The organism is Cronobacter universalis NCTC 9529 (genome assembly GCF_001277175.1).
GTDB lineage: Bacteria > Pseudomonadota > Gammaproteobacteria > Enterobacterales > Enterobacteriaceae > Cronobacter > Cronobacter universalis.
Genome location: NZ_CP012257.1, coordinates 1,688,933 through 1,712,169, shown reverse-complemented (window position 1 = coordinate 1,712,169; position 23,237 = coordinate 1,688,933). Strand labels below are relative to the sequence as shown.

The following is a 23,237-nucleotide window of genomic DNA, read 5'->3' as shown; positions in this document are numbered from 1 at the left end:
AGCCCCGCCATACTTCTCTCTTTATCTATGAATTATAAAAACTTCTCCGCCTCCGGGATCGGTAAATGAAAAGAGAACACACGCGTTTTTCGCGCTGGCTGTCGTGGCTGGCGTTGGTCGCTGGCATAACGTTTGGCGCAAGCCAGGCGCTGGCGAATAGTTATCCCCTGCCCGCGCCGGGCAGCCGGTTAATTGGCGAAACCCTCTATCACACGGTAGCGGATGACGGCGGCTCGCTGGAGGCCATCGCCAAACGCTATAACGTCGGCTTTCTGGCGCTGTTGCAGGCCAATCCGGGCGTGGACCCGTATGTGCCGCGCGCGGGCAGCGTGCTGACCATCCCGCGCCAGATGCTGCTGCCGGATGCGCCGCGTGAGGGCATTCTGATTAATCTCGCTGAGCTGCGGCTCTACTATTTTCCGCCAGGCGAGAATAGCGTGACCGTCTACCCGATAGGCATTGGTCAGCTTGATGGCGACACGCTGACGCCGACCATGCAGACCACCGTGTCGCAAAAGCGCGCCAACCCGACCTGGACGCCGACCGCCAATATCCGCGCGCGTTATAAAGCGCAGGGGATCGATTTACCGCCGGTCGTGCCTGCCGGCCCGGAAAACCCGATGGGGCACCACGCCATTCGTCTTGCGGCCTACGGCGGCGTCTATCTGCTGCACGGCACGAATGCCGATTTCGGCATCGGGATGCGCGTCAGCTCCGGCTGTATCCGCCTGCGCGATGACGACATCAAACACCTGTTCAGCGTGGTGCCGGTCGGCACGCGCGTGAATATCATCAACGCGCCGGTAAAAGCCTCGATCGAGCCGGACGGTCGGCATGTTGTCGAGGTGCATCAGCCGCTGTCGAAACGCATTGAGGATGACCCGAAAACGCTACCGATCGTGCTGGACGCGACGCTGAAAACTTTTGCAGCCGCCCCGCAGACCGACCGCGAGGTGATGGAACACGCCCTGCGCCTGCGCTCCGGCGTGCCGGTTAACGTCACCGCGCATCCGCCAGCGCCTGCCAGCGACGCCATCTGAAACGAAAAAAGGCCCTGTCCGGAGACAGGGCCTTTTAACAGGTGACCGTGACGGCTTATTTATAGATAACCGCGGTGCCGTGCAGATTGTTCGGGCCGTTCGCTGAGGTAATACGGAACGATTTCGCGCCCATGTCGTCAGCTTTTTGCGCGAGTTCGGCTTCCAGCGAAGACAGGTTGGTGCCGGCGGTCGCGGAAATGGTGCCCGCTTTATGCTGGCCTGCCGGGGTGGACTGCACCTGAACGGCGGCGACGCTTGCAAAGGACAGAGAGCTCAGAACCGCGGCGGCTAACAGTGCTTTTACGTTTTTCATGTGGGTACCCTTTCTTTTGTAATGCGGATTTGGTTAGGTGGTCGTTAAAATTTATTTAATTAACGATCGATAGATAAATGATAGTTGTGATCTGCATCACATGTCAATATGATTTTTAACGATCGTTATTTTAATTGCGAAACCCCATCCGGATTCGCCTGTAAAAGCATTTATGGCGCGGTTTTGCTGGTACTGCGGGGGCAAAAAGGAGTATTTTGGGGGCAGGTTTACATCAAGAGGTTAAACGGCACTATGACAACAGAAGCCCAAAGTTGCGCAAAAAAAAGCCGTGGCCGACCAAAAGTGTTCGACAGGGAAGCGGCGCTTGATAAGGCCATGGCACTCTTCTGGCAGCACGGTTACGAAGCCACGTCGCTCGCGCATCTCGTCGAAGCGACCGGCGCCAAGGCCCCGACGCTGTACGCGGAGTTTACCAATAAAGAGGGGCTGTTCCGCGCTGTGCTCGATCGCTACATCGCGCGCTTCGCGCAGCAGCAGGAAACGTTACTGTTCCGCGCCGATAAACGCGTTGACGAGGCGTTGCATGATTACCTCTGCGCGGTCGCACGCTGCTTCGCCAGCAAAGAGACCCCTGCTGGCTGCTTTATGGTGACGACATCCGCCGCGCTTGCGGCGTCGTCTGAAGAGATAGCCGCCACGCTGAAAGCGCGCCATACGCAACGCGAAGCGATTTTGCTGCGTTTTTTAAGCGAGCGTCAGGCGCAGAATGAAATTCCGCAAAATTGCAACCTGCCCGCGCTGGTGCGCTTTATCAGTTGCCTGGTGCATGGCATGTCTGTCAGCGCCCGTGAAGGCGCTACGCAGGAAGAATTGATTGATATTGTGAATATGACCATGCGGTTGTGGCCGCACCTTCTGTAAAGCATTTCTGCTGCTTCGTGGGCGACATCCGTCGCTCACGCTTCTCCCTTATATCTTTAGTGAATATCTCATTCCCGCTGACTGCCTTTCTGCACGTATTATTAATAGGTAAAAACTGGCAAATATATCCTCCAGAATGGCTACTCTTTTACCGTTAAAGAAATGATTATTCGTGTGCTAATTAATTAGCACCACCAATTATTAGAACAGGAGCTATTTACGTCATGAAGACGGGGCCGTGCAGGGACGAGGACGTTTTTCCACACAGTATCCGTGGTGTATCGAGTTTCAGATATGGAAGGCACGAGACGCTTTTTGGCTATACACCTACAGAAGGAAGATGAACATGGTTTTGCTATTACCATTATTTAAGGTGCTAATAGTAATAACATTGTTATTTGGCCTTTGGTTGTTCTGCGGTGGTTCTATTCTGTTCGCATTTTTATCAGTGCTGATCACTGGTTTTATTTTATTCAGACAACACAATGCTATGTAATTATGCTTAAACGCTTATGCCTTGCTTCACCGTGAGGCATACGCGTTTTTACAGGTATCCAGCCATTTTCATTCACCTGCCCAAACCAAAAAAAAGCCCCTCCGCCTGAGTGCGGGAGGGGCAATCGTTGCGTAACGCTATTTTATTGTCAGGTTTTCTGATTCAGCACCAGCTGCCCGTTGCTGTCCAGCGGGATACGGCTGCCCGGATCGTTATCCATACGGATTTTGCCCTGCTCTTCCCCGATGCGGTATGTCACATCGTAACCCAGCATTTTCTCTGCTTTGTCATACACGGTTTTACAACGCTGCTGCGTCGTGGTGTAGGTGTCGCCTTCCTGCAGGTGGCCCTGGATCTGGTTGCCGGCATAGCCGCCGCCCAGCGCGCCCACGACCGTCGCGACATCTTTACCGCGCCCGCCGCCGAACTGATGACCGATAACGCCGCCGGCGACCGCGCCCAGCACCGAACCGGTCAGACGATTTTCATCCTGAACCGGACGGCGGTGCGTGACAGTGACGTTACGGCACTCCTGACGCGGCGTTTTCACCGTCTCTTTGATAGGGGTGGCTGAAACCACCTGGGCATACTTCGGCGAAGAACTGAAAACATCCAGACTGGCCACCGCCGCTACGCCCAGCGCAGCTGCTACCCCGATACCAATACCCGCTAACATTGATTTATTCACAGGAATTCCTCCCGGCTGTGCAATTAGTAACAATTTTGCAATTAACGCCACAGATGGCCTATCGGAAAACGACTCAAAAAACAGGATAACGTGGGGCGGATCAGCGGATTAAGAGGAGTCTGAAGGGAAAATGTGACGGAAATAAAATGTCATCCGCCCCTGTGTGACAGAGGCGGAGGATTCTGTTAATGCAGCTTCAGGCGCGGGCGGATCACCCGGTTAATACTGCCCACCAGCATCATCAGGCCGGTTTTGAAGTAACCGTGCAGCGCAATCTGGTGCATACGGTACAGCGAGATGTAGACAAAGCGCGCGATGCGCCCTTCGATCATCATCGAGCCGCGCATAAGGTTGCCCATCAGGCTGCCGACGGTCGAGAATTTCGACAGCGACACCAGCGAGCCTTTGTCTTTATAGACATATGGCTTAAGCGGCTTGCCTTTGATCTGCGCCAGGATGTTATCCAGCGCGCAGGAAGCCATCTGGTGGGCCGCCTGGGCGCGCGGCGGGACGAAGCCGCCTTCCGGACGCGGACAGGACGCGCAGTCGCCGATGGCAAAAATATCCGGGTCGCGCGTGGTTTGCAGCGTCTGCTCCACCACCAGCTGATTGATGCGGTTGGTTTCCAGGCCGCCAATCTCTTTCATGAAATCCGGCGCTTTGATGCCTGCCGCCCAGACCATCAGGTCGGCCTGGATAAATTCGCCGTCTTTGGTGTTAAGGCCATCTTCCTGCGCGCTGGTCACCATGGTGTTGGTGAGCACGCGCACGCCGAGTTTGGTCAGCTCATTATGCGCGGCGCTGGAGATGCGCGGCGGCAGCGCAGGCAGAATACGCTCGCCCGCTTCCACCAGCGTCACGTTCAGCGCTTCGTTGGTCAGCCCTTTATAACCGTAGCTGTGCAGCTGTTTCACCGCGTTGTGCAGCTCAGCGGAGAGCTCAACGCCCGTCGCGCCGCCGCCGACAATCGCGATATTCACTTTGCCATTAGCGCCAAGGTTAGCGGAATATTTCAGGAACAGGTTGAGCATTTCCTGATGGAAACGGCGCGCCTGATGCGGATTGTCGAGGAAGATGCAGTGATCTTTCACACCCGGCGTATTGAAGTCGTTAGAGGTGCTGCCGAGCGCCATGACCAGCGTGTCATAAGGCACTTTACGTTCAGCCACCAGCAGCTCGCCTTTTTCATCACGCAGTTCGGCAAGCGTCAGGGTTTTGGCTTCGCGGTTAATGTCTACCACTGAACCGAGCTGGAACTGGAAACCGTGATTGCGCGCGTGCGCCAGATAGCTCAGCGCGTCGACGCCTTCATCCAGCGAACCGGTCGCCACTTCGTGCAGCAGCGGTTTCCACAGGTGGCTGTGGTTGCGATCGACAAGCGTGACTTTCGCTTTTTTGCCGCGGCCCAGTTTGTGACCGAGTTGCGTTGCGAGCTCCAGTCCGCCGGCGCCGCCGCCCACGATAACGATCTTTCTTAATGGCGTAGTCAACGTGACCCCCTTAAAGTGTTTAACTAATTGTTAATTCAAAGTTATTAAAAATAGCTTTTAATTAACAATAGTTTAGCAACACCGCTCACAACAAGTATGAGCATAACATGAACGGTGCATTGGTCATACCAAATTTGATGTGCATCAATTTTTATGCATTAAAGTTAAACAAAAACGGGCCAGCGTTTGGCTGACCCGTTTGTTCGGTAATGCAAAATGTCGGCGTGACGTCGGGATTACCCCAACGCTTTAAACGCCTTGATACGCTGAAGATGCGGCGAGATGTTTTTGAATTTATGCGTCTGCTCTTCGTCCCAGACGATTTCATAATACTGATGCAGCAGCTCGGCGGAACGCTGGCTGTCGAGCGCTTCATCCTCGCGGGAAAGAATGGCCAGGCAGCGATCGCGGTTTTTCTCACGAAAATTCTCGACGCACTTGGTGGCGATATCGAGGTACTCCTCCGGACGGTCGATTTTGCCCTCCATGTTTTCATACGGAAACAGGTTCGGGTTGAAAATCACCTGGCGGATGTCGCATAAAAAGCCGATGCGCTCCGCCCAGAAACCGCCGAGCCCCACGCCGCAGATGAGCGGGCGGTCATCGACGTTCAGCTGCAGCATTTTGTCCACTTCGCGCAGCAGATGCTGCATATCGTGTTTCGGGTGGCGCGTGCTGTAGCTGATAAGCCGCACGTCCGGGTCGATAAACTGCAGTTGCAGCACTTTCTCGTGGTTACCCGGACTGTTTGAATCGAAACCGTGTAAGTAGATAATCATCGCATTCTCATCCCAGCGTAGCAGCTTCAGGGCAAGCGTTATTGCCCCGCCTTGTGCGTCTGCCAGCGCTCATGCAGCGCGGTAAGCTCGCCGCTTACCTGCTTCCAGCGCGCCGACGCAATCAGTTCCTGACGCGTAATTACACCTTTATGATACAAACGTGTAACACGCTCTGCTTTGATCGGTGACAGGTTATCAAGAACGCTTACGGCACCCTTACGATTATTACAGACAAGGATCATATCGCAACCGGCATCCAGCGCCGCCTGGCCGCGCTCCGCATAGCTGCCGAGAATAGCCGCGCCTTCCATCGACAGATCGTCTGAGAAAATCACGCCATCAAAACCGAGCTCCTTGCGCAGCACCTGCTTCAGCCAGTAAGGCGAACCGCTCGCCGGCAGCGGATCGACGTCGCTGTAGACGACGTGCGCCGGCATCACCGCATCAAGCATGTTGTAACTAATAAGCTCGCGAAACGGCAGCATGTCGTGGCGGCGGATTTCCTCAGCCGGGCGTGGGTCGCGCGGCGTCTCTTTATGGGAATCGGCGCTCACGGCACCGTGGCCGGGGAAGTGTTTGCCGGTCGCTTTCATACCCGCGCTCTGCATGCCGGTGATGAAACGCTTCGCCATCGCCAGCACCTTTTCAGGCTTATCGTGGAAAGAACGCTCGCCAATCGCGGCGCTGAGATGCCCGACATCCAGCACAGGCGCAAAGCTGATATCGATATCCATCGCGATCATTTCGCAGGCCATCAGCCAGCCGGCCTCTTCCGCCAGTTTGCCGCCTGCGTCCATGCCCAGCAGCGCGGCGAAACTTTGCGCCGCCGGCAGGCGGGTAAAGCCCTCGCGAAAACGCTGTACGCGCCCGCCCTCCTGGTCTACGGCAATCACCAGATGGTTGCGGGCGCTCGCGCGGATCTGGCGGACCAGTTCACGCAACTGCTCGGGATCGTGATAGTTGCGGGTAAAGAGGATAAGCCCTCCCACCAGCGGATGCGCGAGGATTTCGCGCTCTTCGGCATCAAGCTCAAAGCCTTCCACATCCAGCATGACCGGACCCATGTTTCTCTCCCTTCGTGTTAACGCGTTTGCAGCTGGCGCCAGGCCTCGTCTGCAAGTGTGATAAATGTGCGGTCGCCGGTTTCCTGAAAACGGCGCTCATACCAGCCCGCCATCAGCAACCCGCTCCACGGACGCCAGCGCGCGACCTGACGGCGCAGTTGCGTCTCGTCGATCGCCGCGCGGCGCGCATAATCGGTAATGAGCGTCTGTCGTGCCTCGTCATCAAGCCAGACGCAGGCGAGCTCCAGCGCCACATCGCCGTCGCCGGCATATTCCCAGTCAATGAGCATGAGCCGGTTCGGCTGCCAGACCAGATTGCCGGGATGGACATCCATATGCAGCGGCGCGAGGCGCAGCGGGCGCGGCTCGCCCGTGCGGCGCAAACGGCGCAGCAGACGCAGCCAGAAGCGCGTGCGGCGCGACGGCGCGCTCTGCTGCCAGTCGCGCCGCAGAAGCGGCAGCAGTTCGATACGCCAGCCCAGACACGGCTGCTGGTGCAGATGATACAGCAGCGCGCCGAGTTGCGGCACCGGCGGCAGCGCGTCCTGGATCTCGCCGGGTAAAAACGTGACCGCCAGCCAGCCGTTGACGCAACAGCGCGGACGCGGAGCGAGCGTCGCGGGCAGCCGTTTCAGCGCGCGATACTGCCGCGGACTGCGGGCTCGGCTTTTGCGCGCGTCGCGGCGCGCCACCAGCGATTCGCCATCGACGACCACCTGCCAGGCGCCGTCGCTGAGGCCGGGTAGCGCACAAACGACACCGGCGGCCGAAGCCGCCGGAAAACTTTGCGCTAAGAACCCTTCCGGGCTCAGATTACTGGGTTTGCTGAACGGCACCTTTACCTGACCAGATGATTTCGCCGGTCTGTACCAGCATCAGCTGCATTTGCAGCGTAGGCGCATTCACATTGCCGCTGGCGTTGGCGTAAAGCACGTACTGCGCGCCCACGTTGCGGGCGATGCCGATGGCTTTACTGCGCGAGCCGAGGCTATCCTGCGGCGAAAGGCCCAGTTGCTGCTTCGCCATCGAAAGCTGCTGTGCGGAAACCAGCGTGAATTTGGCGTTGTTCGCCAGCGCGCCGCGCAGGGCCTCGGTAGCCGGACCGGTTTGCAGCGAGCCGTTAGTACGGTTGTTAACGCTGTCCACCAGCAGTACGCTGCCTGCGTTCACGCCGTCGGCCTGCAACATTTTGCCGACCATCGGCGCCATTGCGCTGTTCCAGTCATAGGTACGCGCTTTTGGCTCAGGCGTCGCGTTTTCTGGCTGATGTTCAATCGGGCCTGGCTGCGCCGGGATCGACGGCACGGACGGCACCGTCGGTACCGGCTGCGTCGGCTCTGGTACAGGCTGCGTCGGTTGCTGTGTGCCTGGCTGCGCTTGTTCTACCGGCGCCGGTTTCTGCTCGCCGGGCATAATACAGCCCGACAGCGCCAGGGCGACGGTCGCCAGCAGCGCATAGCGATACATTCTGTTCAACATTTCCCCCTTCAGAGATAGAGATAAAGACGGGCTTTCCGTGCCGCCAGATAGTCAGTCTGACCGTTTACCGTCACGCGGCTCTGGGCCGGGATAACGACCGTCTGCGGGACTTCCAGCGGCTGACCTTCCAGCCCGCGGGCGTCATACCAGTAAAAGCGGTAGTGCACGGTAACGGGCGCGTCTTTGTTATTGTAAATGGTGGCGGCGGCGACAGGCTTGCCGTTTTGCAAAGAAAAGTCTGGTTTTTCAGCGGTAATGCCCGCCGCCAGCACGCTGGATTCCATCACCACCGCCTGATCGTCGCTGACGGGTATGGTCGGCGCGGAGCGGCAGCCTGCCATCAGCAGCGCGGCCAGCAATAAGCCTGTACGTGCGCGCCCCATCTCAGAGGCCTTTATGCGCAAGCATCGGCCCCAGAGGGCGGCCGCCAACCAGATGCATATGGATGTGGTAAACCTCCTGCCCGCCGTGACGATTGCAGTTCATGATGAGGCGATAGCCATCTTCCGCGATGCCTTCCTGTTGCGCGATTTTCGCCGCGGCAGTAAAAAGACGCCCCAGCGCCTGCTCATGTTCCGCCGTGACGTCATTGACCGTCGGCACCAGCACGTTCGGGACGATTAAGATGTGGGTCGGGGCCTGGGGAGAAATATCGCGAAACGCGGTAACGAGATCATCCTGATAGATGATGTCGGCAGGAATTTCGCGACGAATAATTTTGCTGAAAATGGTTTCTTCGGCCATGATTTTTTCCTTCTTGGATAAACGTTAAGAGTATGAGCGAGATAATCGCTTCCTTTCAACCTTTGCCCCGGTTTTTCTTTATAAAGCGGATATTTATGGCGCGCCATGCGCCTGGCCGATCGCCACGGCGCCTGACGCGTCTCCCGCCCCGCTTAGCTGTCGGTTTGTCACACCTCTTACATTTGTTTACACCGCAAAGACAAATGATTATATTTCTCATTCTTATTGACAGTGGAACGTTGTTTTAGTCCCGCGATCTCTTTTCATCAGGCCAGGAAGCCGCCGAAAAGCGTCGTATTACAACAGCCTGATGCGCAGCATCATTTTTTTATTTTAAGGGCAACACATGGCTAAGCATGCACTTCGTCAGGGCGTCATTCCGGCGTCTTCCCTTCCCTCTTTGCTGGCGCTCAGTATCGCCAGCGCGCTGGCGGCCCCGGCGGCGTACGCCGCGCCCGCCGCGAGCGACACAATGGTGGTCGATGCCGCCGCCGACAGCGGCACGCCTGACGAGTCACAGGATTACAGCGTAAAAACCACCACATCCGGCACAAAGATGCTGCTGGTGCCGCGGGACATTCCGCAGTCGGTGAGCGTCATTAGCCAGCAGCGCATGCAGGATCAGCAACTGAACACGATTGAAGATGTGCTGGAAAACACGACGGGCGTGACCGCCTCGCGCATCGACACCAGCCGGACAAATTTCTTCGCGCGCGGTTTCTACATCAGCAATTTCGCCTATGAAGATATGCCGACGTTTCTCGATAACCGCTGGAACTTTGGCGATACCGCGGGCGACACGGCGATGTATGACAAAATCGAAGTCGTGCGCGGCGCGGCCGGGCTGATGAGCGGCACCGGCAACCCGTCGGCGTACGTGAATATGGTGCGCAAACACGCCGACAGCCAGACGTTTAAAGGTAACGTCTCCGCCACTTACGGCAGCTGGGATAAACAACGCTATGTGATGGATGTGCAGTCGCCGCTGGTGGAGTCCGGTAAAGTGCGCGGGCGCGTGGTCGCGGGTTATCAGGATAACGACAGCTTTGTTGAGCGTAACCATTACCGCAAAAAATTCATTTATGGCGTCGTGGATGCCGATCTCACCGAGTCGACGCTACTGTCACTCGGCTATGACTATCAAAAAAGCGAAGAAGACAGCCCGACCTGGGGCGGCTTCCCTTCGCTTTACAGCGACGGCAGCCGGACGCATTTCCGCCGCGGTTTTAACACTGCCGCCGACTGGGCGTATTCAGACCTCGATTCCACCAAAGTTTTCGCCAACCTGACGCAGCGCTTTGAAAACGGCTGGGAGGCGAAAGTGAACGCGATGCACGCCGAGACCAATTTCGATAACCGCATGATGTATATCGATGGTTTTCCGGATAAAACCACCGGCCGTTACAACGCCGCGCTCTGGCAGGGCGCATGGGGCGGCTGGAACGTGGGCGAGCGTAAGCAGGATTCGATCGACGCCTTCGTGCGCGGCGGCTACGAACTGGCGGGTCGTCAGCATGAAATGATGTTTGGCGGCAGCTACAGCCGCCAGCGCAACAATTACGACAACGCCTATCCGGTGAATAACAATTCCGGTCTGATGGATGTCGGCAATATTCACGACTATAACGGCAGCACGGTGGCGAACCCGACGTGGTCCGATTTTGCGCTCTATCAGCGCGACGTGATTCGTCAGAAATCTATTTACGCCGCCACACGTCTTTCGCTTGCCGATCCGCTGCATCTGATTCTGGGCGCGCGCTACACCGAGTGGAACGCGAAATATAATCTGGAACGTAAGCCGGATGAAATTCGCCGCAGCAAAGCGGATGACGTCACGCCTTACGCGGGTCTGATTTACGATATCGACGATACCTGGTCTGCGTATGCCAGCTATACCTCTATCTTCCAGCCGAGCGGCCAGCGCGATGTGAACAGCGAGTTCCTCGATCCGACCACCGGTAAAGCCTATGAAGCCGGGGTAAAAGCCGACTGGTTTAATACCCGCCTGACGGCGTCGCTGGCGGTGTTCCGTATCGAGCAGGATAACGTGGCGGTGAACACCGGGGCGATCATTCCCGGCTCCGGCGGACAGACGGCATATAAATCCGTCGATGGCACCGTCAGCAAAGGGGTGGAGCTTGAACTGAACGGCGCGCTGACCGACAACTGGCAGTTGACCTTCGGCGCCAGCCGCTATGTGGCCGAAGCGGGCGATGGCGTGGCCGTTAACCCCGACCAGCCGCGCACCACGATGAAACTGTTCACGCGTTACCAGTTGCCGGCTATACCTGCATTAACTGTCGGCGGCGGCGCGCGCTGGCAGACCAAAACCTGGCAGGACATTGTTGGGCCGAATGGCGACACGCGCATTTCCCAGAATGGCTATACCGTGGTGGATCTGTTCACGCGCTACCAGGCGACCAAAAACCTGGCGGTTCAGGCCAACCTGAACAACGTGTTCGATAAAGAGTATTACGATTATCTGGGCACGTATGGCGTCTACGGCGCGCCGCGTAACTTCTCCGTGACGGCAAGCTACAGCTTCTGATATGGATTACTACGAGCAAGGGAGCCTGATGGCTCCCTTTTTTATACACGCAGAACAAGATAACGTCTGCTGACGCCGGGCTTATTGATGCGCCCTCTCGTTGCGCTCTTCGTTTGCGATGACTACAGACGTAAAAAAGGGAGGCTTGCGCCTCCCTTTTCATCTCCCCGTCAGCCAGGATTAGCTGTTACGGATGTACTCATCCATTTCGGTTTTCAGGTTATCGGACTTGGTGCCGAAAATCGCCTGAACGCCGGAGCCTGCGACAACCACACCCGCAGCGCCCAGTTTCTTCAGGCCAGCCTGATCCACTTTCGCTACGTCGGCCACGCTTACGCGCAGACGAGTAATACAGGCGTCGAGGTTAGTGATGTTCTCTTTACCACCGAACGCGGCCACCAGAGCCGGCGCCATTTCACTGGTCCCGGTTGCTTTGGTGTCTTCTGTCGCGTCTTCACGACCCGGCGTTTTCAGATCCAGCGCTTTAATCAGCACACGGAAGATGGTGTAGTAAACCACCGCATAGCACGCGCCGACAATCGGGAACAGCCACAGTTTGCTGCTGTTGCCAGACAGAACGATAAAGTCGATCAGACCGTGGGAGAAGGACGTACCGTCACGCATACCCAGAAGGATACAGATCGGGAAGGCCAGGCCTGCCAGAATCGCGTGGATTACGTACAGGATCGGCGCCACGAACATGAAGGAGAACTCGATAGGCTCGGTGATACCGGTCAGGAACGAGGTCAGCGCAGCGGAGATCATGATACCGCCCACTTTAGCGCGGTTCTCCGGTTTAGCGGAGTGCCAGATAGCGATGGCAGCAGCCGGCAGACCGTACATTTTGAACAGGAAGCCGCCAGAGAGTTTGCCCGCGGTCGGGTCGCCCGCCATGTAACGCGGGATATCGCCGTGGAACACCTGACCTGCCGCGTTGGTGTATTCGCCGATCTGCATCTGGAAAGGAACGTTCCAGATATGGTGCAGACCAAACGGCACCAGGCAGCGTTCGATGAAGCCGTAGATACCAAACGCCACAACCGGGTTCTGATAAGCCGCCCACTGAGAGAAGGTCTGAATAGCGGAACCAATCGGCGGCCAAATGAAGGACAGGATCACGCCAGTGAAGATCGCCGCCAGACCAGAGATGATCGGCACGAAACGTTTACCAGCGAAGAAGCCCAGATACTCAGGAAGCTTAATGCGGTAGAAACGGTTGAACATGTAGGCTGCAATCGCACCCGAAATGATCCCGCCAAGCACACCGGTATCCGCCAGGTGTTTCGCCGCGATTTCTTCAGGGGGAAGATGCAGAACCAGCGGCGCAACGACCGCCATGGTTTTCACCATGATGCCGTAAGCCACTACCGCCGCCAGGGCAGACACGCCGTCGTTATTGGTGAAGCCCAGCGCAACACCGATAGCGAAGATAAGCGGCATGTTGGCGAAAACTGAACCGCCCGCTTCCGCCATAACGTGGGAAACCACGGCTGGCAGCCAGCTGAAGTTTGCAGAACCGACGCCCAGCAGGATACCTGCGATAGGGAGTACGGATACCGGCAGCATCAGCGATTTACCCACCTTTTGCAGGTTAGCAAATGCATTCTTAAACATAATTGAGAGTGCTCCTGAGTATTTGTGCTTTTTTTACGCGTTTCACGCATCAGCCCGGGGGAGAAACGGGCCATAAACAGGGCATCTGAGCGCCCTTTATTTATTACGCAGAGTAAAATAAATCACGCGATCTTTGTTTGACGGCTATCACGTTTCAAACAAGCCTTAGGCGAAAACTTGCGATTCTTTACATTAAGTGTTTCAGGATGTTTATAAATCGTCATTCACCGCCTGAATTTCGGCGGTGAACTTTACTCGCTTTGCCCATTAATTACGAGCTTTAAAATAACTCGTTTTATCAGGCAGATTGCTGTGTGGCGAGGTCAATATGAAACAGCGTGGAGAAGTTGCGGGTGGTGGTTTCAGCAAGCGTTTCCAGGCTCACGCCCTTAAGCACCGCCATATATTCCGCCACATCGCGCACCAGCGCAGGCTGATTTTCTTTACCGCGGTGCGGAACCGGCGCCAGGTACGGGGAGTCGGTTTCCACCAGAATCCGGTCGAGCGGAACATAGCGCGCGGCCTCGCGGATCTGCTCCGCGTTGCGGAAGGTCACAATGCCGGAAAAGGAGATGTAAAAACCCAGATCCAGAAGTTTGCCCGCCGTCTCTTTGTCTTCCGTAAAACAGTGTAGTACGCCTGAACAGTCCGTCACTTTTTCTTCGCGCAGGATAGCGAGCGTATCTTCGCGGGCATCGCGCGTATGGACGATAACCGGCTTGTTCAGTTCGCGGCCAATGCGGATATGATGGCGGAAGGATTCCTGCTGGCGGGCTTTGGTTTCCGGCGTGTAGTAGTAATCAAGGCCCGTTTCGCCCATCGCCACCACGCGCGGGTCGGCGGCCAGGCGACGCAGCTCTTCCACGTCATACTCTTCATCCTGGTTCAGCGGATGCACGCCGCAGGAGTAAGCCACATTGTCACGCTCGCCGATAAGCTCGCGCATAGATTTGTAGCCCGGCAGCGTCGTGGCGACCGCCAGAAAATATTTCACGTCGCGCGCGGCGGCTTTCGCCAGCACGTCATCCACATCGTTATGCAGAGACTGATAATCCAGGCCATCGAGATGGCAGTGTGAGTCGACTAAAAACATAACGTCTCTCTCAGAGGTGATAAGAAGGAAGCGTCGCGTCAGGACGCATGTAGCGCTCCCAGGTGAGTAACAGTTCCGTCAGCAGCAGTTCGCGGTTGACGGCGGCGACGTTGAGCAGCCTGTCGCGGCAGCGGAACAGGGAGTCAAGCATCGCCTGAAGGACGGCAGGTGAAAAACGCTGCGCCAGCTGGGCCACCAGCACCGGGTAATCGGTGTTGACCAGCGCGCCCTGTGCGCCATGACGCCACTTCAGCGCATCCATCAGGAATGCCGCCAGCCAGTGCAGGCGAAATGGCGACTGTTCATGGTTCAGCGCAGGCAATAAAGAGAGCCAGTCGCCGCTCGTCAGCGCCGCCGTGATTTTATCGCCAAGCGCCACGCGCTGCTGCCACTGCGCCGGCTGGAGCAGCTCAAGCGCGGCGGCGGGCGCGCCGCCGGTCAGGCGCAGCGCCGCGTTAATGCGCGACGGCTCCGCCTGAATCTCGCGCGCAAGCCAGGCTTCGGCGTAGCGCGTGTCGGGCGGCGCCAGATGCCAGCTAAAGCAGCGGCTGCGAAGCGTGGCAGGCAGTTGTTCCGGCTCGCGGCAGCCCAGCAAAAACCAGGTGTTTTCCGGCGGCTCTTCCAGCGTTTTCAAAAGCGCATTCGCCGCCGCTTCGGTCAGTTGCGCCGCCTCTTTGATCCAGACCACTTTGGCGCCGCCGAGCCGCGCGCGATCGTAGAGCTTTTCGCTGATGTCGCGGATAGCGTCGATGCCGAGCGTCGATTTGCCCTTTTCCGGCTCCGCCAGATAATAGTCCGGGTGCGTGCCCGCCTGCATCAGCTGGCAGGCGCGGCACTCGCCGCAGCTTTTCTGACCCTGCGGCTGCTGGCACATGCGCCAGCGGCTCAGCGCGTAAATCAGCGCGTCGTCGCCCATGCCGGGCAGCGCATGGATCAATACCGCATGGTGTCCCCTGCCGGCCTGCCAGTTGCCGACCAGATGTTCAAACGAGGGGCGCAGCCACGGATACCATTTCATTATTGCTGCTCCTGCACCCAGCGCGTCACCGTCGCGCGAATATCACGGCTGACGGCCTCCAGCGGCTGGCAAGCGTCAATCGTGATAATGCGCGGATCGGCGGCGGCCAGCTCAAGGTAGCGGGCGCGGGTGCGGTTAAAGAAGTCGAGCGACTCCTGCTCGATACGATCGAGTTCACCGCGCGCGCGGGCCCGCTCAAGCCCGATGCGCGGATCGACATCCAGATACAGCGTCAGGTCCGGCGCGAAATCGCCGAGCACCGCCTGGCGCAGCGTGGCCAGCAGTTCACGGTCGATGCCGCGCCCGCCGCCCTGATAAGCTTGCGTTGAAAGATCGTGACGGTCGCCGATCACCCATTCGCCGCGCGCCAGCGCAGGTTTAATGACCGTTTCCACCAGCTGTACGCGGGCGGCGTAGAACAGCAGCACTTCCGCGTTATCGGTGATAACTTCATCACCGACCGATTTGATATCCAGCACGAGGCTGCGCAGTTTTTCCGCCAGCACCGTGCCGCCCGGCTCGCGGGTGAAGGTCATGTCGGTAACGCCAAGCGATTTCAGCGTCTCCACCACCAGGTTGCGCGCCGTGGTTTTTCCGGCGCCTTCCAGCCCTTCGATAACAATATATTTACTGCTCATTTTTATCCTTAAGCGCCCTGAGATAATCCTGCACCGCACGATTATGGCTGGCGAGATTCGTGGTAAACGTGTGGCCGCCCTTGCCGTCCGCCACGAAATAGAGATACGGCGTTTTCGCCGGGTGCGCCGCCGCTTTCAGCGACGCCTCGCCAGGCATCGCGATAGGACCCGGCGGCAGGCCGCTAATGACGTAAGTATTATACGGCGTCGGCGTTTCCAGATCTTTACGGGACAACTTGCCGTTGTAATTCTTACCCATGCCGTAGATGACCGTCGGGTCGGTTTGCAGCCGCATGCCGATACGCAGGCGGTTGATAAAGACCGAGGCGACGCGATCGCGCTCGCTCGCCACCGCCGTCTCTTTCTCAATAATCGACGCCATCGTCACCAGCTGGTTCGGATCCTGGTACGGCAGCCCGTCCATACGCCCTTTCCAGACGTTATCGACCGCTTTTACCATCTTGTCGTGGGCGCGTTTGAGGATCGTTACATCAGACGTATTCGCCGTATAGAGCCAGGTATCCGGCCAGAACCAGCCTTCCACCCATTCCGGGTGTTCAAACTTGAGCGCCTGCGCCACCGTCGCATAGTCGTCATCTTTAAGCGTATGCTTAATATACGGCGCGTCGCGCAGCTGTTTCAGCCAGTCGCTCAGTTTCATACCTTCAACGAAGCGAATCGGAAACTGCGCCTCTTTGCCGCTCGCCAGCAGACGCAGGGCATCGCGGACAGTCATTCGCGGCGTGAATCGATAGGTGCCGGCTTTAAAGTGAGAAAGTTCAGGCTCAAGGCGCAGCAACCACTGAAACACGCGCGGGCGGTTGATGAGCTTTTCGTCATAGAGCTGCTGACCAAGCGCCAGACGCCCGGTGCCCGGCTTCAGGGTGAAAATCGTCTCTTTCGTGATCGGCAGAGGGCTGTGCGCCAGCTGGCGCACTTTCCAGTAACCGACGCCTGCCGCGATGGCAAGCACAAGAACCAGCAGTAGCGCGACGCGCAACATTTTCTTCATGGGAACCCGGTTATTCGCAGTGGGAAATGAGGTAGTGGTACAGTTCGCGCGAGGCGTAAGCGTGGCCGTCAATACTGCGCACCGGCACCAGCGGCATCAGCGCGTTGCAGATGAATACTTCATCCGCACCTTCAAGCGCGCTGGCGGGCGCGTTAATTTCAGACAATCGCCAGGATGACTGATTCAGCAGACCAATAATATGGCGCCGCATAAGGCCATCAACGCCAGCCTGATCGAGACGGGGGGTGTACACCGCTTTTCCTTTACGCCAGAACAAATTAGCCGCACAGCATTCCGTAACCCACCCTTCGCTGTCAAGCACCAGCGCCTCATCGGCGGGCGTCTGCTCAAGATGCGTGCGGATCAACACCTGTTCAAGCCGGTTCAGATGTTTGACGCCCGCGAGATACGGATTGCGCCCGAGCCGTACGGGGCTTGTCACGAGGCTCACGCCCCGCTCGCGCCATTCGTTATAAAAAGAAGGGTACGCGCCGCGCGAGACAATACGCGTGGGCGCGCCGCACCCGACAATACTGTAGCCGCGCTGGCCTGCGCCACGGGTGATGATAACTTTCACCACCGCGCTCCCCTGCCCCTGCGCCGCCTGGCGCATTTCTTCACGCAGCGCGTCACTATCCGGCACCGGGATCAGCAACCGTTCGCAGCCTTCCCGCAGGCGCGCCAGATGCTGTTCCAGCAGGAGAACGACGCCGTCGCGTATGCGGGCGGTCGTAAAGCAGCCGTCACCGAACTGTACGGCGCGATCGGTCGCCGACAGGCAATCCTGTTCGATACCATTGATTAACAGCATAGAGGCTCCTTAACGGGTAGCGCATTAGTCTCGCAGGATGACCGACAGGGAGCAAGAGGAAGGAAAATGTACAAAGGCCCGCGCGGGGCGGGCCTTTGTAACGGCTGTCAGACCTTTTTGAAGATCAGCGAGCCGTTGGTGCCACCGAAGCCGAAGGAGTTACACAGGGTGTACTCCATACCGCTCACCTGGCGCGCTTCATGCGGAACGAAGTCGAGGTCGCAGCCTTCGTCCGGATTGTCCAGGTTAATGGTTGGCGGAATGGCCTGATCGCGCAGCGCGAGGATGGAGTAGATAGATTCTACTGCGCCCGCCGCGCCAAGCAGATGGCCGGTCATCGATTTGGTGGAGCTCACCATGACACGTTTCGCCGCGTCGCCGAAGACCGATTTCACTGCCTGCGCTTCGGCAACGTCGCCTGCTGGCGTCGACGTCCCGTGCGCATTGACATAACCGATCTGGCTTGCGTCGAGGCCCGCGTCACGCAGCGCGTTAACCATCGCCAGCGCCGCGCCTGCGCCGTTTTCCGGCGGAGAGGTCATGTGGTAGGCATCGCTGCTCATACCAAAACCGACCAGCTCGGCGTAAATCTTCGCGCCGCGTTTTTTCGCGTGCTCGTACTCTTCGAGTACGATGATACCCGCGCCGTCGCCCAGCACAAAACCATCCCTGTCTTTATCCCACGGACGGCTTGCCGCCTGCGGGTTATCGTTACGGGTGGAGAGCGCACGCGCCGCGCCGAAACCGCCAACGCCAAGCGGCGTACTGGCTTTTTCCGCACCGCCTGCGAGCATAACGTCAGCATCGCCATAGGCGATGATACGCGCCGCATGGCCGATGTTATGCACGCCTGAAGTACACGCAGTGGCGATGGAAATGCTGGGACCGCGCAGACCGTACATGATGGTCAGGTGACCGGCCACCATGTTGACAATCGTTGATGGCACGAAGAAGGGACTGATTTTCCGCGGGCCGCCGTTAACCAGCGAGCTGTGGTTTTCTTCGATAAGGCCAAGGCCGCCGATGCCGGAACCGATAGCCGCGCCGATACGGGGAGCGTTCTCTTCCGTCACTTCAAGGCCGGAATCCTGCATGGCCTGTACGCCGGCGACAATTCCATATTGAATGAAGGCATCCATCTTGCGCTGTTCTTTGCGCGAGATGATCTCTTCACAGTTAAAATCCTTTACTAAGCCAGCAAATTTCGTTGCATAGGCGCTAGTATCGAAATGGTCGATCAGGCTGATGCCACTCTGACCGGCAAGGAGAGCTTTCCAGGTAGACTCTACGGTATTGCCGACAGGAGACAACATGCCCAGTCCGGTCACAACTACACGACGCTTAGACACGTTTGTCCTCCAGGGAGGGATGATATTAGTAGATACTTGTGGGACTAAAAGATAAAACTCAGGCGGTCGAGCGACCGCCTGGAGATGTTCACTTACGCCTGGTGGCCGTTGATGTAATCAATGGCAGCCTGAACGGTGGTGATTTTCTCAGCTTCTTCGTCCGGAATCTCAGTATCAAACTCTTCTTCCAGAGCCATTACCAGCTCAACGGTGTCAAGAGAATCAGCGCCCAGGTCTTCAACGAAGGAAGCATTGTTGGTAACTTCTTCCTGCTTAACGCCCAGCTGTTCGCCGATAATTTTCTTAACGCGTTCTTCGATAGTGCTCATACTCTTAAATTTCCTATCAAAACTCGCTTTCGCGATGGTTTTCGTAGTGTATAAAATGTTGAAAAAGTTGCAACTAAATCCCGGCAGGTCTTACCACGATTTTACGCTATTTTGCGGGCAATTGCCCTGATAACGCAAATAATTTTATTCGTGGTTAAACCATGTACATTCCGCCGTTGACGTGCAGGGTCTCACCAGTGATGTACCCGGCCTCGTCAGAGGCTAAAAATGCAACCGCACTGGCGATTTCTTTTGCGTCGCCTAAACGACCCGCAGGAACTTCCGCCAGAATACCCGCACGCTGATCGTCAGACAGCGCACGCGTCATGTCCGTTTCAATAAAGCCCGGAGCAACAACGTTTACCGTAATACCGCGGGACGCCACTTCGCGCGCCAGCGATTTACTGAAACCGATAAGACCCGCTTTCGCCGCAGCGTAGTTGGCCTGACCGGCATTTCCCATGGTACCGACCACAGAACCGATAGTGATAATGCGGCCGTGACGTTTCTTCATCATAGCCCGCATTACCGCTTTTGACAGACGGAAAACCGATGACAGGTTGGTTTCGATGATATCGTTCCACTCGTCATCTTTCATTCGCATCAGCAGGTTGTCACGGGTTATCCCGGCATTATTGACCAGAATGTCCACTTCGCCAAATTCTGCGCGAATATTTTCCAGAACCGATTCGATGGATGCCGCATCGGTCACATTCAACATCAGGCCTTTGCCATTCGCGCCCAGATAGTCGCTAATCGCTTGCGCGCCGCTTTCGCTGGTTGCGGTGCCGATAACCTTCGCGCCGCGTGCGGCCAGGGTTTCGGCGATAGCGCGGCCGATACCGCGGCTCGCACCGGTGACCAGCGCGATTTTTCCTTCAAAGCTCATGGTTTTCCTCGTTTTATTGCGCAAGTGCCGCTGACAGGCTAGCGGGCTCGTTAATCGCCGCCGCCGTCAGGGTGTCAACAATACGTTTCGTCAGACCGGTCAGCACTTTGCCCGGACCGACTTCATACAGCTGCGTGACGCCCTGCGCCGCGATAAATTCAACGCTCTTCGTCCACTGCACCGGGCTGTAAAGCTGGCGCACCAGCGCATCGCGGATAGCTTCCGGCGACGTTTCGCATTTCACGTCCACGTTATTCACTACCGGAATCTGCGGAGCGTTAAACGTAATTTTTTCAAGCTCAGCGGCCAGTTTCTCAGCGGCGGGCTTCATCAGCGCGCAGTGAGACGGCACGCTGACCGGCAGCGGCAGCGCACGTTTAGCGCCCGCGGCTTTACAGGCGGCGCCGGCACGCTCAACGGCGTCTTTGTGACCGGCGATAACCACCTGGCCTGGCGAGTTGAAGTTAACCGGTGAAACCACCTGCCCTTCAGCCGCGTCTTCACAGGCTTTGGCGATCGCGTCATCGTCCAGACCGATAATCGCCGCCATGGCGCCAGTGCCTTCCGGCACCGCTTCCTGCATAAATTTACCACGCAGTTCAACCAGACGAACCGCGTCAGCGAAATCAATCACGCCCGCGCACACCAGGGCGGAATATTCGCCAAGGCTGTGACCGGCCATCAGGGCAGGCGCTTTGCCGCCCTGCTCCTGCCATACGCGCCACAGCGCGACGGAGGCGGTCAGCAGCGCGGGCTGCGTCTGCCAGGTTTTGTTCAGCTCTTCCGCCGGGCCTTGTTGCACCAGCGCCCAGAGATCATAGCCCAGCGCCGCGGAGGCTTCGCGGAACGTCGCTTCAATAACGGGAAAATTTGCCGCCATGTCAGACAGCATTCCCACGGCCTGAGAGCCCTGGCCCGGGAATACAAAAGCAAATTGCGTCATTTTTTTATCCTTCTCGATTAAAAACGAACCAGCGCGGAACCCCAGGTGAAGCCGCCGCCGAAGGCTTCCAGCAGCACCAGCTGGCCCCGCTGAATGCGTCCGTCGCGTACCGCTTCATCCAGCGCGCATGGCACGGAAGCCGCAGAGGTGTTGCCATGTCGGTCGAGAGTGACGACGACATTGTCCATCGACATACCGAGTTTTTTCGCGGTGGCGCTGATAATGCGCAGGTTCGCCTGGTGCGGCACCAGCCAGTCGAGATCGGCGCGATCCAGCTTATTCGCTTCCAGCGTCTCATCGACAATATGCGCCAGTTCCGTTACCGCGACTTTAAAGACTTCGTTTCCGGCCATGGTCAGGTAAGTCGGGCTATCCGGGTTCACGCGATCCTGGTTTGGCAGGGTCAGCAGTTCGCCATAGCTGCCGTCGGCGTGCAGATGCGTGGAGAGAATGCCCGGCTCTTCGCTGGCGCCCAGTACGGCCGCGCCAGCGCCATCGCCGAACAGAATGATCGTGCCGCGATCCTCAGGATCGAGCGTACGCGCCAGCACGTCGGATCCGATCACCAGCGCATTTTTCACCGCGCCGGATTTCACGTATTGATCGGCGATGCTCAACGCATAGGTAAAACCGGCGCAGGCGGCGGCAACGTCAAACGCCGGGCAGCCTTTGATGCCGAGCATGCCCTGCACCTGGCAGGCGGCGCTCGGGAAAGCGTGCGTGGCGGAGGTGGTGGCGACGATGATCAGGCCAATCTGTTCTTTGTCGATACCGGCCATATCAATGGCGCGCAGCGCCGCTTCATAGCCCATGGTGGCGACGGTCTCGTCGGGCGCCGCAATACGACGCTCGCGGATACCGGTGCGAGTGACAATCCACTCGTCAGAGGTTTCCACCATTTTTTCAAGATCGGCGTTTGTCCGCACTTGTTCAGGCAGATAGCTGCCTGTACCAATAATCTTCGTATACATGTACGCTCAGTCACTCTTGGGTAATACAGATTCCAGGCGAGCGGCAATCCGCTGAGGGACTTGTCGCTGCACCGCCTGCACTGCCTGTTCAATCGCGACCGCAAAAGCTCGCTGATTGGCTGCACCGTGGCTCTTAATCACCGTGCCGCGCAATCCTAACAGACAGGCGCCATTATACTGGTCGGGGTTGAGGTGACTGAATCGCCTTGAGAGGCTTTTTTGTAACCAACGCTTGAGTAAAAGCCACCACCACGACCGTTTTTTTCCTTCGCCCTGCGATTTGAGCAGCGAAAGGAACATCCTGACAACACCTTCCATCGTTTTTAGCGTGACGTTACCGACAAAACCGTCGCATACCAGCACATCGGTTTTGCCGGTCAGTAATTCGTTGGCTTCGAGATAGCCGATATAGTTCAACGATGGTACGGTTTTTAACAGCGCCGCCGCATCGCGGATGCTATCAAGCCCTTTCGTTTCTTCTTCGCCGATATTGAGCAGCGCGACGCGCGGATTCTTGATGCCGAGCACCTCTTCCGCCATTACCGAGCCCATAATCGCAAACTGGGCGAGCATCGTGCTGTCGCAATCCACGTTGGCGCCTAAATCCAGCACCACCGTTTTTCCTTTCTGCTGATGCGGCAAAACCGTCACCAGCGCAGGCCGCTCAATACCGTCGACAGGTTTAAGCAGCAGTTTCGCAAGCCCCATCAGCGCGCCGGTGTTACCGGCGCTGATACAGGCCTGCGCGCGCCCTTCTTTCACCAGCTCCAGCGCGATACGCATAGAGCTGCCGCGGCTGTTGCGCACAGCCTGGGAAGGACGGACATCACTGGCAATAACCGACTCTGCCGCAATAATCTGCAGCCGCGAACGTTGTTCAAAATCAGCTCTGGCAAGTAATGGCGTGATGGCGTCGGGATCGCCGACTAAAAGAAGATGCAAATGTGGATCAGAATTCAGTGCCTGCAATGCTGCAGGCACTGTCACGGCAGGACCAAAGTCCCCGCCCATGACATCTAACGCCAGGGTTAGAGGTGTCAAGATATC

General features: G+C 57.5%; 24 protein-coding genes. 3 read left to right on the top strand and 21 right to left on the bottom strand.

From position 1 onward, the window contains the following. The first annotated feature begins 65 nt into the window (after window positions 1-65). On the top strand, window positions 66-1,040 hold the full coding sequence (ldtC, locus tag AFK65_RS07825; RefSeq protein WP_007707969.1) for a L,D-transpeptidase LdtC: 975 nt from the start codon (window positions 66-68) through the stop codon (window positions 1,038-1,040). 55 nt (window positions 1,041-1,095) lie between these two features. On the opposite strand, the gene bhsA is transcribed toward ldtC, so the two are convergent. Beyond that, window positions 1,096-1,353: a multiple stress resistance protein BhsA gene (bhsA, locus tag AFK65_RS07820; protein WP_007707967.1), complete on the bottom strand. Its 258-nt coding sequence runs from the start codon at window positions 1,351-1,353 to the stop codon at window positions 1,096-1,098. A gap of 252 nt (window positions 1,354-1,605) precedes the next feature. On the opposite strand from bhsA, the gene AFK65_RS07815 reads away from it, so the two are divergent. After that, window positions 1,606-2,235, top strand: a complete 630-nt coding sequence (locus AFK65_RS07815) for a TetR/AcrR family transcriptional regulator (protein WP_038857445.1) — start codon at window positions 1,606-1,608, stop codon at window positions 2,233-2,235. A gap of 644 nt (window positions 2,236-2,879) precedes the next feature. Here the strand turns inward: AFK65_RS07815 and AFK65_RS07810 are convergent. The 8 genes from AFK65_RS07810 to hinT all read right to left on the bottom strand — a co-directional run bounded on the left by AFK65_RS07810 (window position 2,880) and on the right by hinT (window position 8,975). Then, complete coding sequence (locus AFK65_RS07810) at window positions 2,880-3,419, bottom strand: glycine zipper 2TM domain-containing protein (protein WP_007707951.1); 540 nt, start codon at window positions 3,417-3,419, stop codon at window positions 2,880-2,882. Window positions 3,420-3,604: 185 nt separating this feature from the next. Beyond that, window positions 3,605-4,909, bottom strand: a complete 1,305-nt coding sequence (locus AFK65_RS07805) for an NAD(P)/FAD-dependent oxidoreductase (RefSeq protein WP_007707948.1) — start codon at window positions 4,907-4,909, stop codon at window positions 3,605-3,607. Window positions 4,910-5,145: 236 nt separating this feature from the next. After that, a complete protein-coding gene (ycfP, locus tag AFK65_RS07800; protein ID WP_007707945.1) occupies window positions 5,146-5,688 on the bottom strand; it encodes an alpha/beta hydrolase YcfP in 543 nt (180 codons plus the stop codon). Between the two features lie 38 nt (window positions 5,689-5,726). Beyond that, window positions 5,727-6,752, bottom strand: a complete 1,026-nt coding sequence (gene nagZ, locus AFK65_RS07795) for a beta-N-acetylhexosaminidase (protein ID WP_038857446.1) — start codon at window positions 6,750-6,752, stop codon at window positions 5,727-5,729. Window positions 6,753-6,769: 17 nt separating this feature from the next. Beyond that, window positions 6,770-7,588, bottom strand: coding sequence for a thiamine kinase (thiK, locus tag AFK65_RS07790; protein ID WP_038857447.1), 819 nt, complete (start codon window positions 7,586-7,588; stop codon window positions 6,770-6,772). After that, window positions 7,566-8,231, bottom strand: coding sequence for a penicillin-binding protein activator LpoB (gene lpoB, locus AFK65_RS07785; RefSeq protein ID WP_038857449.1), 666 nt, complete (start codon window positions 8,229-8,231; stop codon window positions 7,566-7,568). Before lpoB ends, thiK begins: the two co-directional genes overlap by 23 nt. 8 nt (window positions 8,232-8,239) lie before the next feature. Further along, entirely contained in the window at window positions 8,240-8,614 is a 375-nt protein-coding gene (locus tag AFK65_RS07780; RefSeq protein ID WP_032804500.1) for a YcfL family protein, read from the bottom strand. Between the two features lies 1 nt (window position 8,615). Beyond that, window positions 8,616-8,975 carry a purine nucleoside phosphoramidase gene (gene hinT / locus AFK65_RS07775; protein ID WP_007707936.1) on the bottom strand — a complete coding sequence of 120 codons (360 nt, stop codon included), beginning with the start codon at window positions 8,973-8,975 and terminating at the stop codon, window positions 8,616-8,618. A gap of 346 nt (window positions 8,976-9,321) precedes the next feature. On the opposite strand from hinT, the gene fhuE reads away from it, so the two are divergent. Then, window positions 9,322-11,523 (top strand): ferric-rhodotorulic acid/ferric-coprogen receptor FhuE, encoded by a 2,202-nt coding sequence (gene fhuE, locus AFK65_RS07770; protein WP_050569311.1) that lies wholly within the window; start codon window positions 9,322-9,324, stop codon window positions 11,521-11,523. Window positions 11,524-11,703: 180 nt separating this feature from the next. On the opposite strand, the gene ptsG is transcribed toward fhuE, so the two are convergent. The 12 genes from ptsG to plsX form a co-directional block, all read right to left on the bottom strand. Next, on the bottom strand, window positions 11,704-13,137 hold the full coding sequence (ptsG, locus tag AFK65_RS07765) for a PTS glucose transporter subunit IIBC (RefSeq protein WP_015740856.1): 1,434 nt from the start codon (window positions 13,135-13,137) through the stop codon (window positions 11,704-11,706). A 298-nt stretch (window positions 13,138-13,435) separates the two neighbouring features. After that, complete coding sequence (locus AFK65_RS07760) at window positions 13,436-14,230, bottom strand: metal-dependent hydrolase (protein WP_007707928.1); 795 nt, start codon at window positions 14,228-14,230, stop codon at window positions 13,436-13,438. Between the two features lie 10 nt (window positions 14,231-14,240). Next, window positions 14,241-15,248: a DNA polymerase III subunit delta' gene (holB, locus tag AFK65_RS07755; RefSeq protein WP_038857452.1), complete on the bottom strand. Its 1,008-nt coding sequence runs from the start codon at window positions 15,246-15,248 to the stop codon at window positions 14,241-14,243. Then, on the bottom strand, window positions 15,248-15,886 hold the full coding sequence (tmk, locus tag AFK65_RS07750) for a dTMP kinase (protein ID WP_038857455.1): 639 nt from the start codon (window positions 15,884-15,886) through the stop codon (window positions 15,248-15,250). Before tmk ends, holB begins: the two co-directional genes overlap by 1 nt. Beyond that, window positions 15,876-16,898 carry a cell division protein YceG gene (gene yceG, locus AFK65_RS07745; protein ID WP_038857458.1) on the bottom strand — a complete coding sequence of 341 codons (1,023 nt, stop codon included), beginning with the start codon at window positions 16,896-16,898 and terminating at the stop codon, window positions 15,876-15,878. The genes tmk and yceG overlap by 11 nt, the downstream gene beginning before the upstream one ends. 10 nt (window positions 16,899-16,908) lie before the next feature. Continuing rightward, window positions 16,909-17,709 (bottom strand): aminodeoxychorismate lyase, encoded by an 801-nt coding sequence (gene pabC / locus AFK65_RS07740; RefSeq protein WP_007707917.1) that lies wholly within the window; start codon window positions 17,707-17,709, stop codon window positions 16,909-16,911. 107 nt (window positions 17,710-17,816) lie between these two features. Beyond that, the gene (fabF, locus tag AFK65_RS07735; protein WP_007707912.1) at window positions 17,817-19,058 is read right to left on the bottom strand and encodes a beta-ketoacyl-ACP synthase II; all 1,242 of its coding nucleotides are present in this window, start codon (window positions 19,056-19,058) and stop codon (window positions 17,817-17,819) included. Window positions 19,059-19,150: 92 nt separating this feature from the next. Next, window positions 19,151-19,387: an acyl carrier protein gene (gene acpP / locus AFK65_RS07730; RefSeq protein WP_000103754.1), complete on the bottom strand. Its 237-nt coding sequence runs from the start codon at window positions 19,385-19,387 to the stop codon at window positions 19,151-19,153. 154 nt (window positions 19,388-19,541) lie between these two features. Further along, window positions 19,542-20,276, bottom strand: coding sequence for a 3-oxoacyl-ACP reductase FabG (gene fabG / locus AFK65_RS07725; RefSeq protein WP_007707910.1), 735 nt, complete (start codon window positions 20,274-20,276; stop codon window positions 19,542-19,544). 13 nt (window positions 20,277-20,289) lie between these two features. Then, window positions 20,290-21,219 carry an ACP S-malonyltransferase gene (gene fabD, locus AFK65_RS07720; RefSeq protein ID WP_007707909.1) on the bottom strand — a complete coding sequence of 310 codons (930 nt, stop codon included), beginning with the start codon at window positions 21,217-21,219 and terminating at the stop codon, window positions 20,290-20,292. A gap of 17 nt (window positions 21,220-21,236) precedes the next feature. Next, window positions 21,237-22,190: a beta-ketoacyl-ACP synthase III gene (locus AFK65_RS07715; RefSeq protein ID WP_007707907.1), complete on the bottom strand. Its 954-nt coding sequence runs from the start codon at window positions 22,188-22,190 to the stop codon at window positions 21,237-21,239. A 6-nt stretch (window positions 22,191-22,196) separates the two neighbouring features. Then, window positions 22,197-23,231, bottom strand: a complete 1,035-nt coding sequence (plsX, locus tag AFK65_RS07710) for a phosphate acyltransferase PlsX (RefSeq protein WP_071602526.1) — start codon at window positions 23,229-23,231, stop codon at window positions 22,197-22,199. Window positions 23,232-23,237: the final 6 nt, after the last annotated feature.

Excerpts from the sequence above, each read along its gene's own strand:
- ldtC (WP_007707969.1), top strand. The coding sequence starts at position 66 with ATGAAAAGAGAACACACGCGTTTTTCGCGCTGGCTGTCGTGGCTGGCG.
- bhsA (WP_007707967.1), bottom strand. The coding sequence starts at position 1,353 with ATGAAAAACGTAAAAGCACTGTTAGCCGCCGCGGTTCTGAGCTCTCTG.
- AFK65_RS07815 (WP_038857445.1), top strand. The coding sequence starts at position 1,606 with ATGACAACAGAAGCCCAAAGTTGCGCAAAAAAAAGCCGTGGCCGACCA.
- ycfP (WP_007707945.1), bottom strand. The coding sequence starts at position 5,688 with ATGATTATCTACTTACACGGTTTCGATTCAAACAGTCCGGGTAACCAC.
- nagZ (WP_038857446.1), bottom strand. The coding sequence starts at position 6,752 with ATGGGTCCGGTCATGCTGGATGTGGAAGGCTTTGAGCTTGATGCCGAA.
- lpoB (WP_038857449.1), bottom strand. The coding sequence starts at position 8,231 with ATGTTGAACAGAATGTATCGCTATGCGCTGCTGGCGACCGTCGCCCTG.
- AFK65_RS07780 (WP_032804500.1), bottom strand. The coding sequence starts at position 8,614 with ATGGGGCGCGCACGTACAGGCTTATTGCTGGCCGCGCTGCTGATGGCA.
- hinT (WP_007707936.1), bottom strand. The coding sequence starts at position 8,975 with ATGGCCGAAGAAACCATTTTCAGCAAAATTATTCGTCGCGAAATTCCT.
- fhuE (WP_050569311.1), top strand. The coding sequence starts at position 9,322 with ATGGCTAAGCATGCACTTCGTCAGGGCGTCATTCCGGCGTCTTCCCTT.
- ptsG (WP_015740856.1), bottom strand. The coding sequence starts at position 13,137 with ATGTTTAAGAATGCATTTGCTAACCTGCAAAAGGTGGGTAAATCGCTG.
- AFK65_RS07760 (WP_007707928.1), bottom strand. The coding sequence starts at position 14,230 with ATGTTTTTAGTCGACTCACACTGCCATCTCGATGGCCTGGATTATCAG.
- holB (WP_038857452.1), bottom strand. The coding sequence starts at position 15,248 with ATGAAATGGTATCCGTGGCTGCGCCCCTCGTTTGAACATCTGGTCGGC.
- tmk (WP_038857455.1), bottom strand. The coding sequence starts at position 15,886 with ATGAGCAGTAAATATATTGTTATCGAAGGGCTGGAAGGCGCCGGAAAA.
- yceG (WP_038857458.1), bottom strand. The coding sequence starts at position 16,898 with ATGAAGAAAATGTTGCGCGTCGCGCTACTGCTGGTTCTTGTGCTTGCC.
- pabC (WP_007707917.1), bottom strand. The coding sequence starts at position 17,709 with ATGCTGTTAATCAATGGTATCGAACAGGATTGCCTGTCGGCGACCGAT.
- acpP (WP_000103754.1), bottom strand. The coding sequence starts at position 19,387 with ATGAGCACTATCGAAGAACGCGTTAAGAAAATTATCGGCGAACAGCTG.
- fabG (WP_007707910.1), bottom strand. The coding sequence starts at position 20,276 with ATGAGCTTTGAAGGAAAAATCGCGCTGGTCACCGGTGCGAGCCGCGGT.
- fabD (WP_007707909.1), bottom strand. The coding sequence starts at position 21,219 with ATGACGCAATTTGCTTTTGTATTCCCGGGCCAGGGCTCTCAGGCCGTG.
- AFK65_RS07715 (WP_007707907.1), bottom strand. The coding sequence starts at position 22,190 with ATGTATACGAAGATTATTGGTACAGGCAGCTATCTGCCTGAACAAGTG.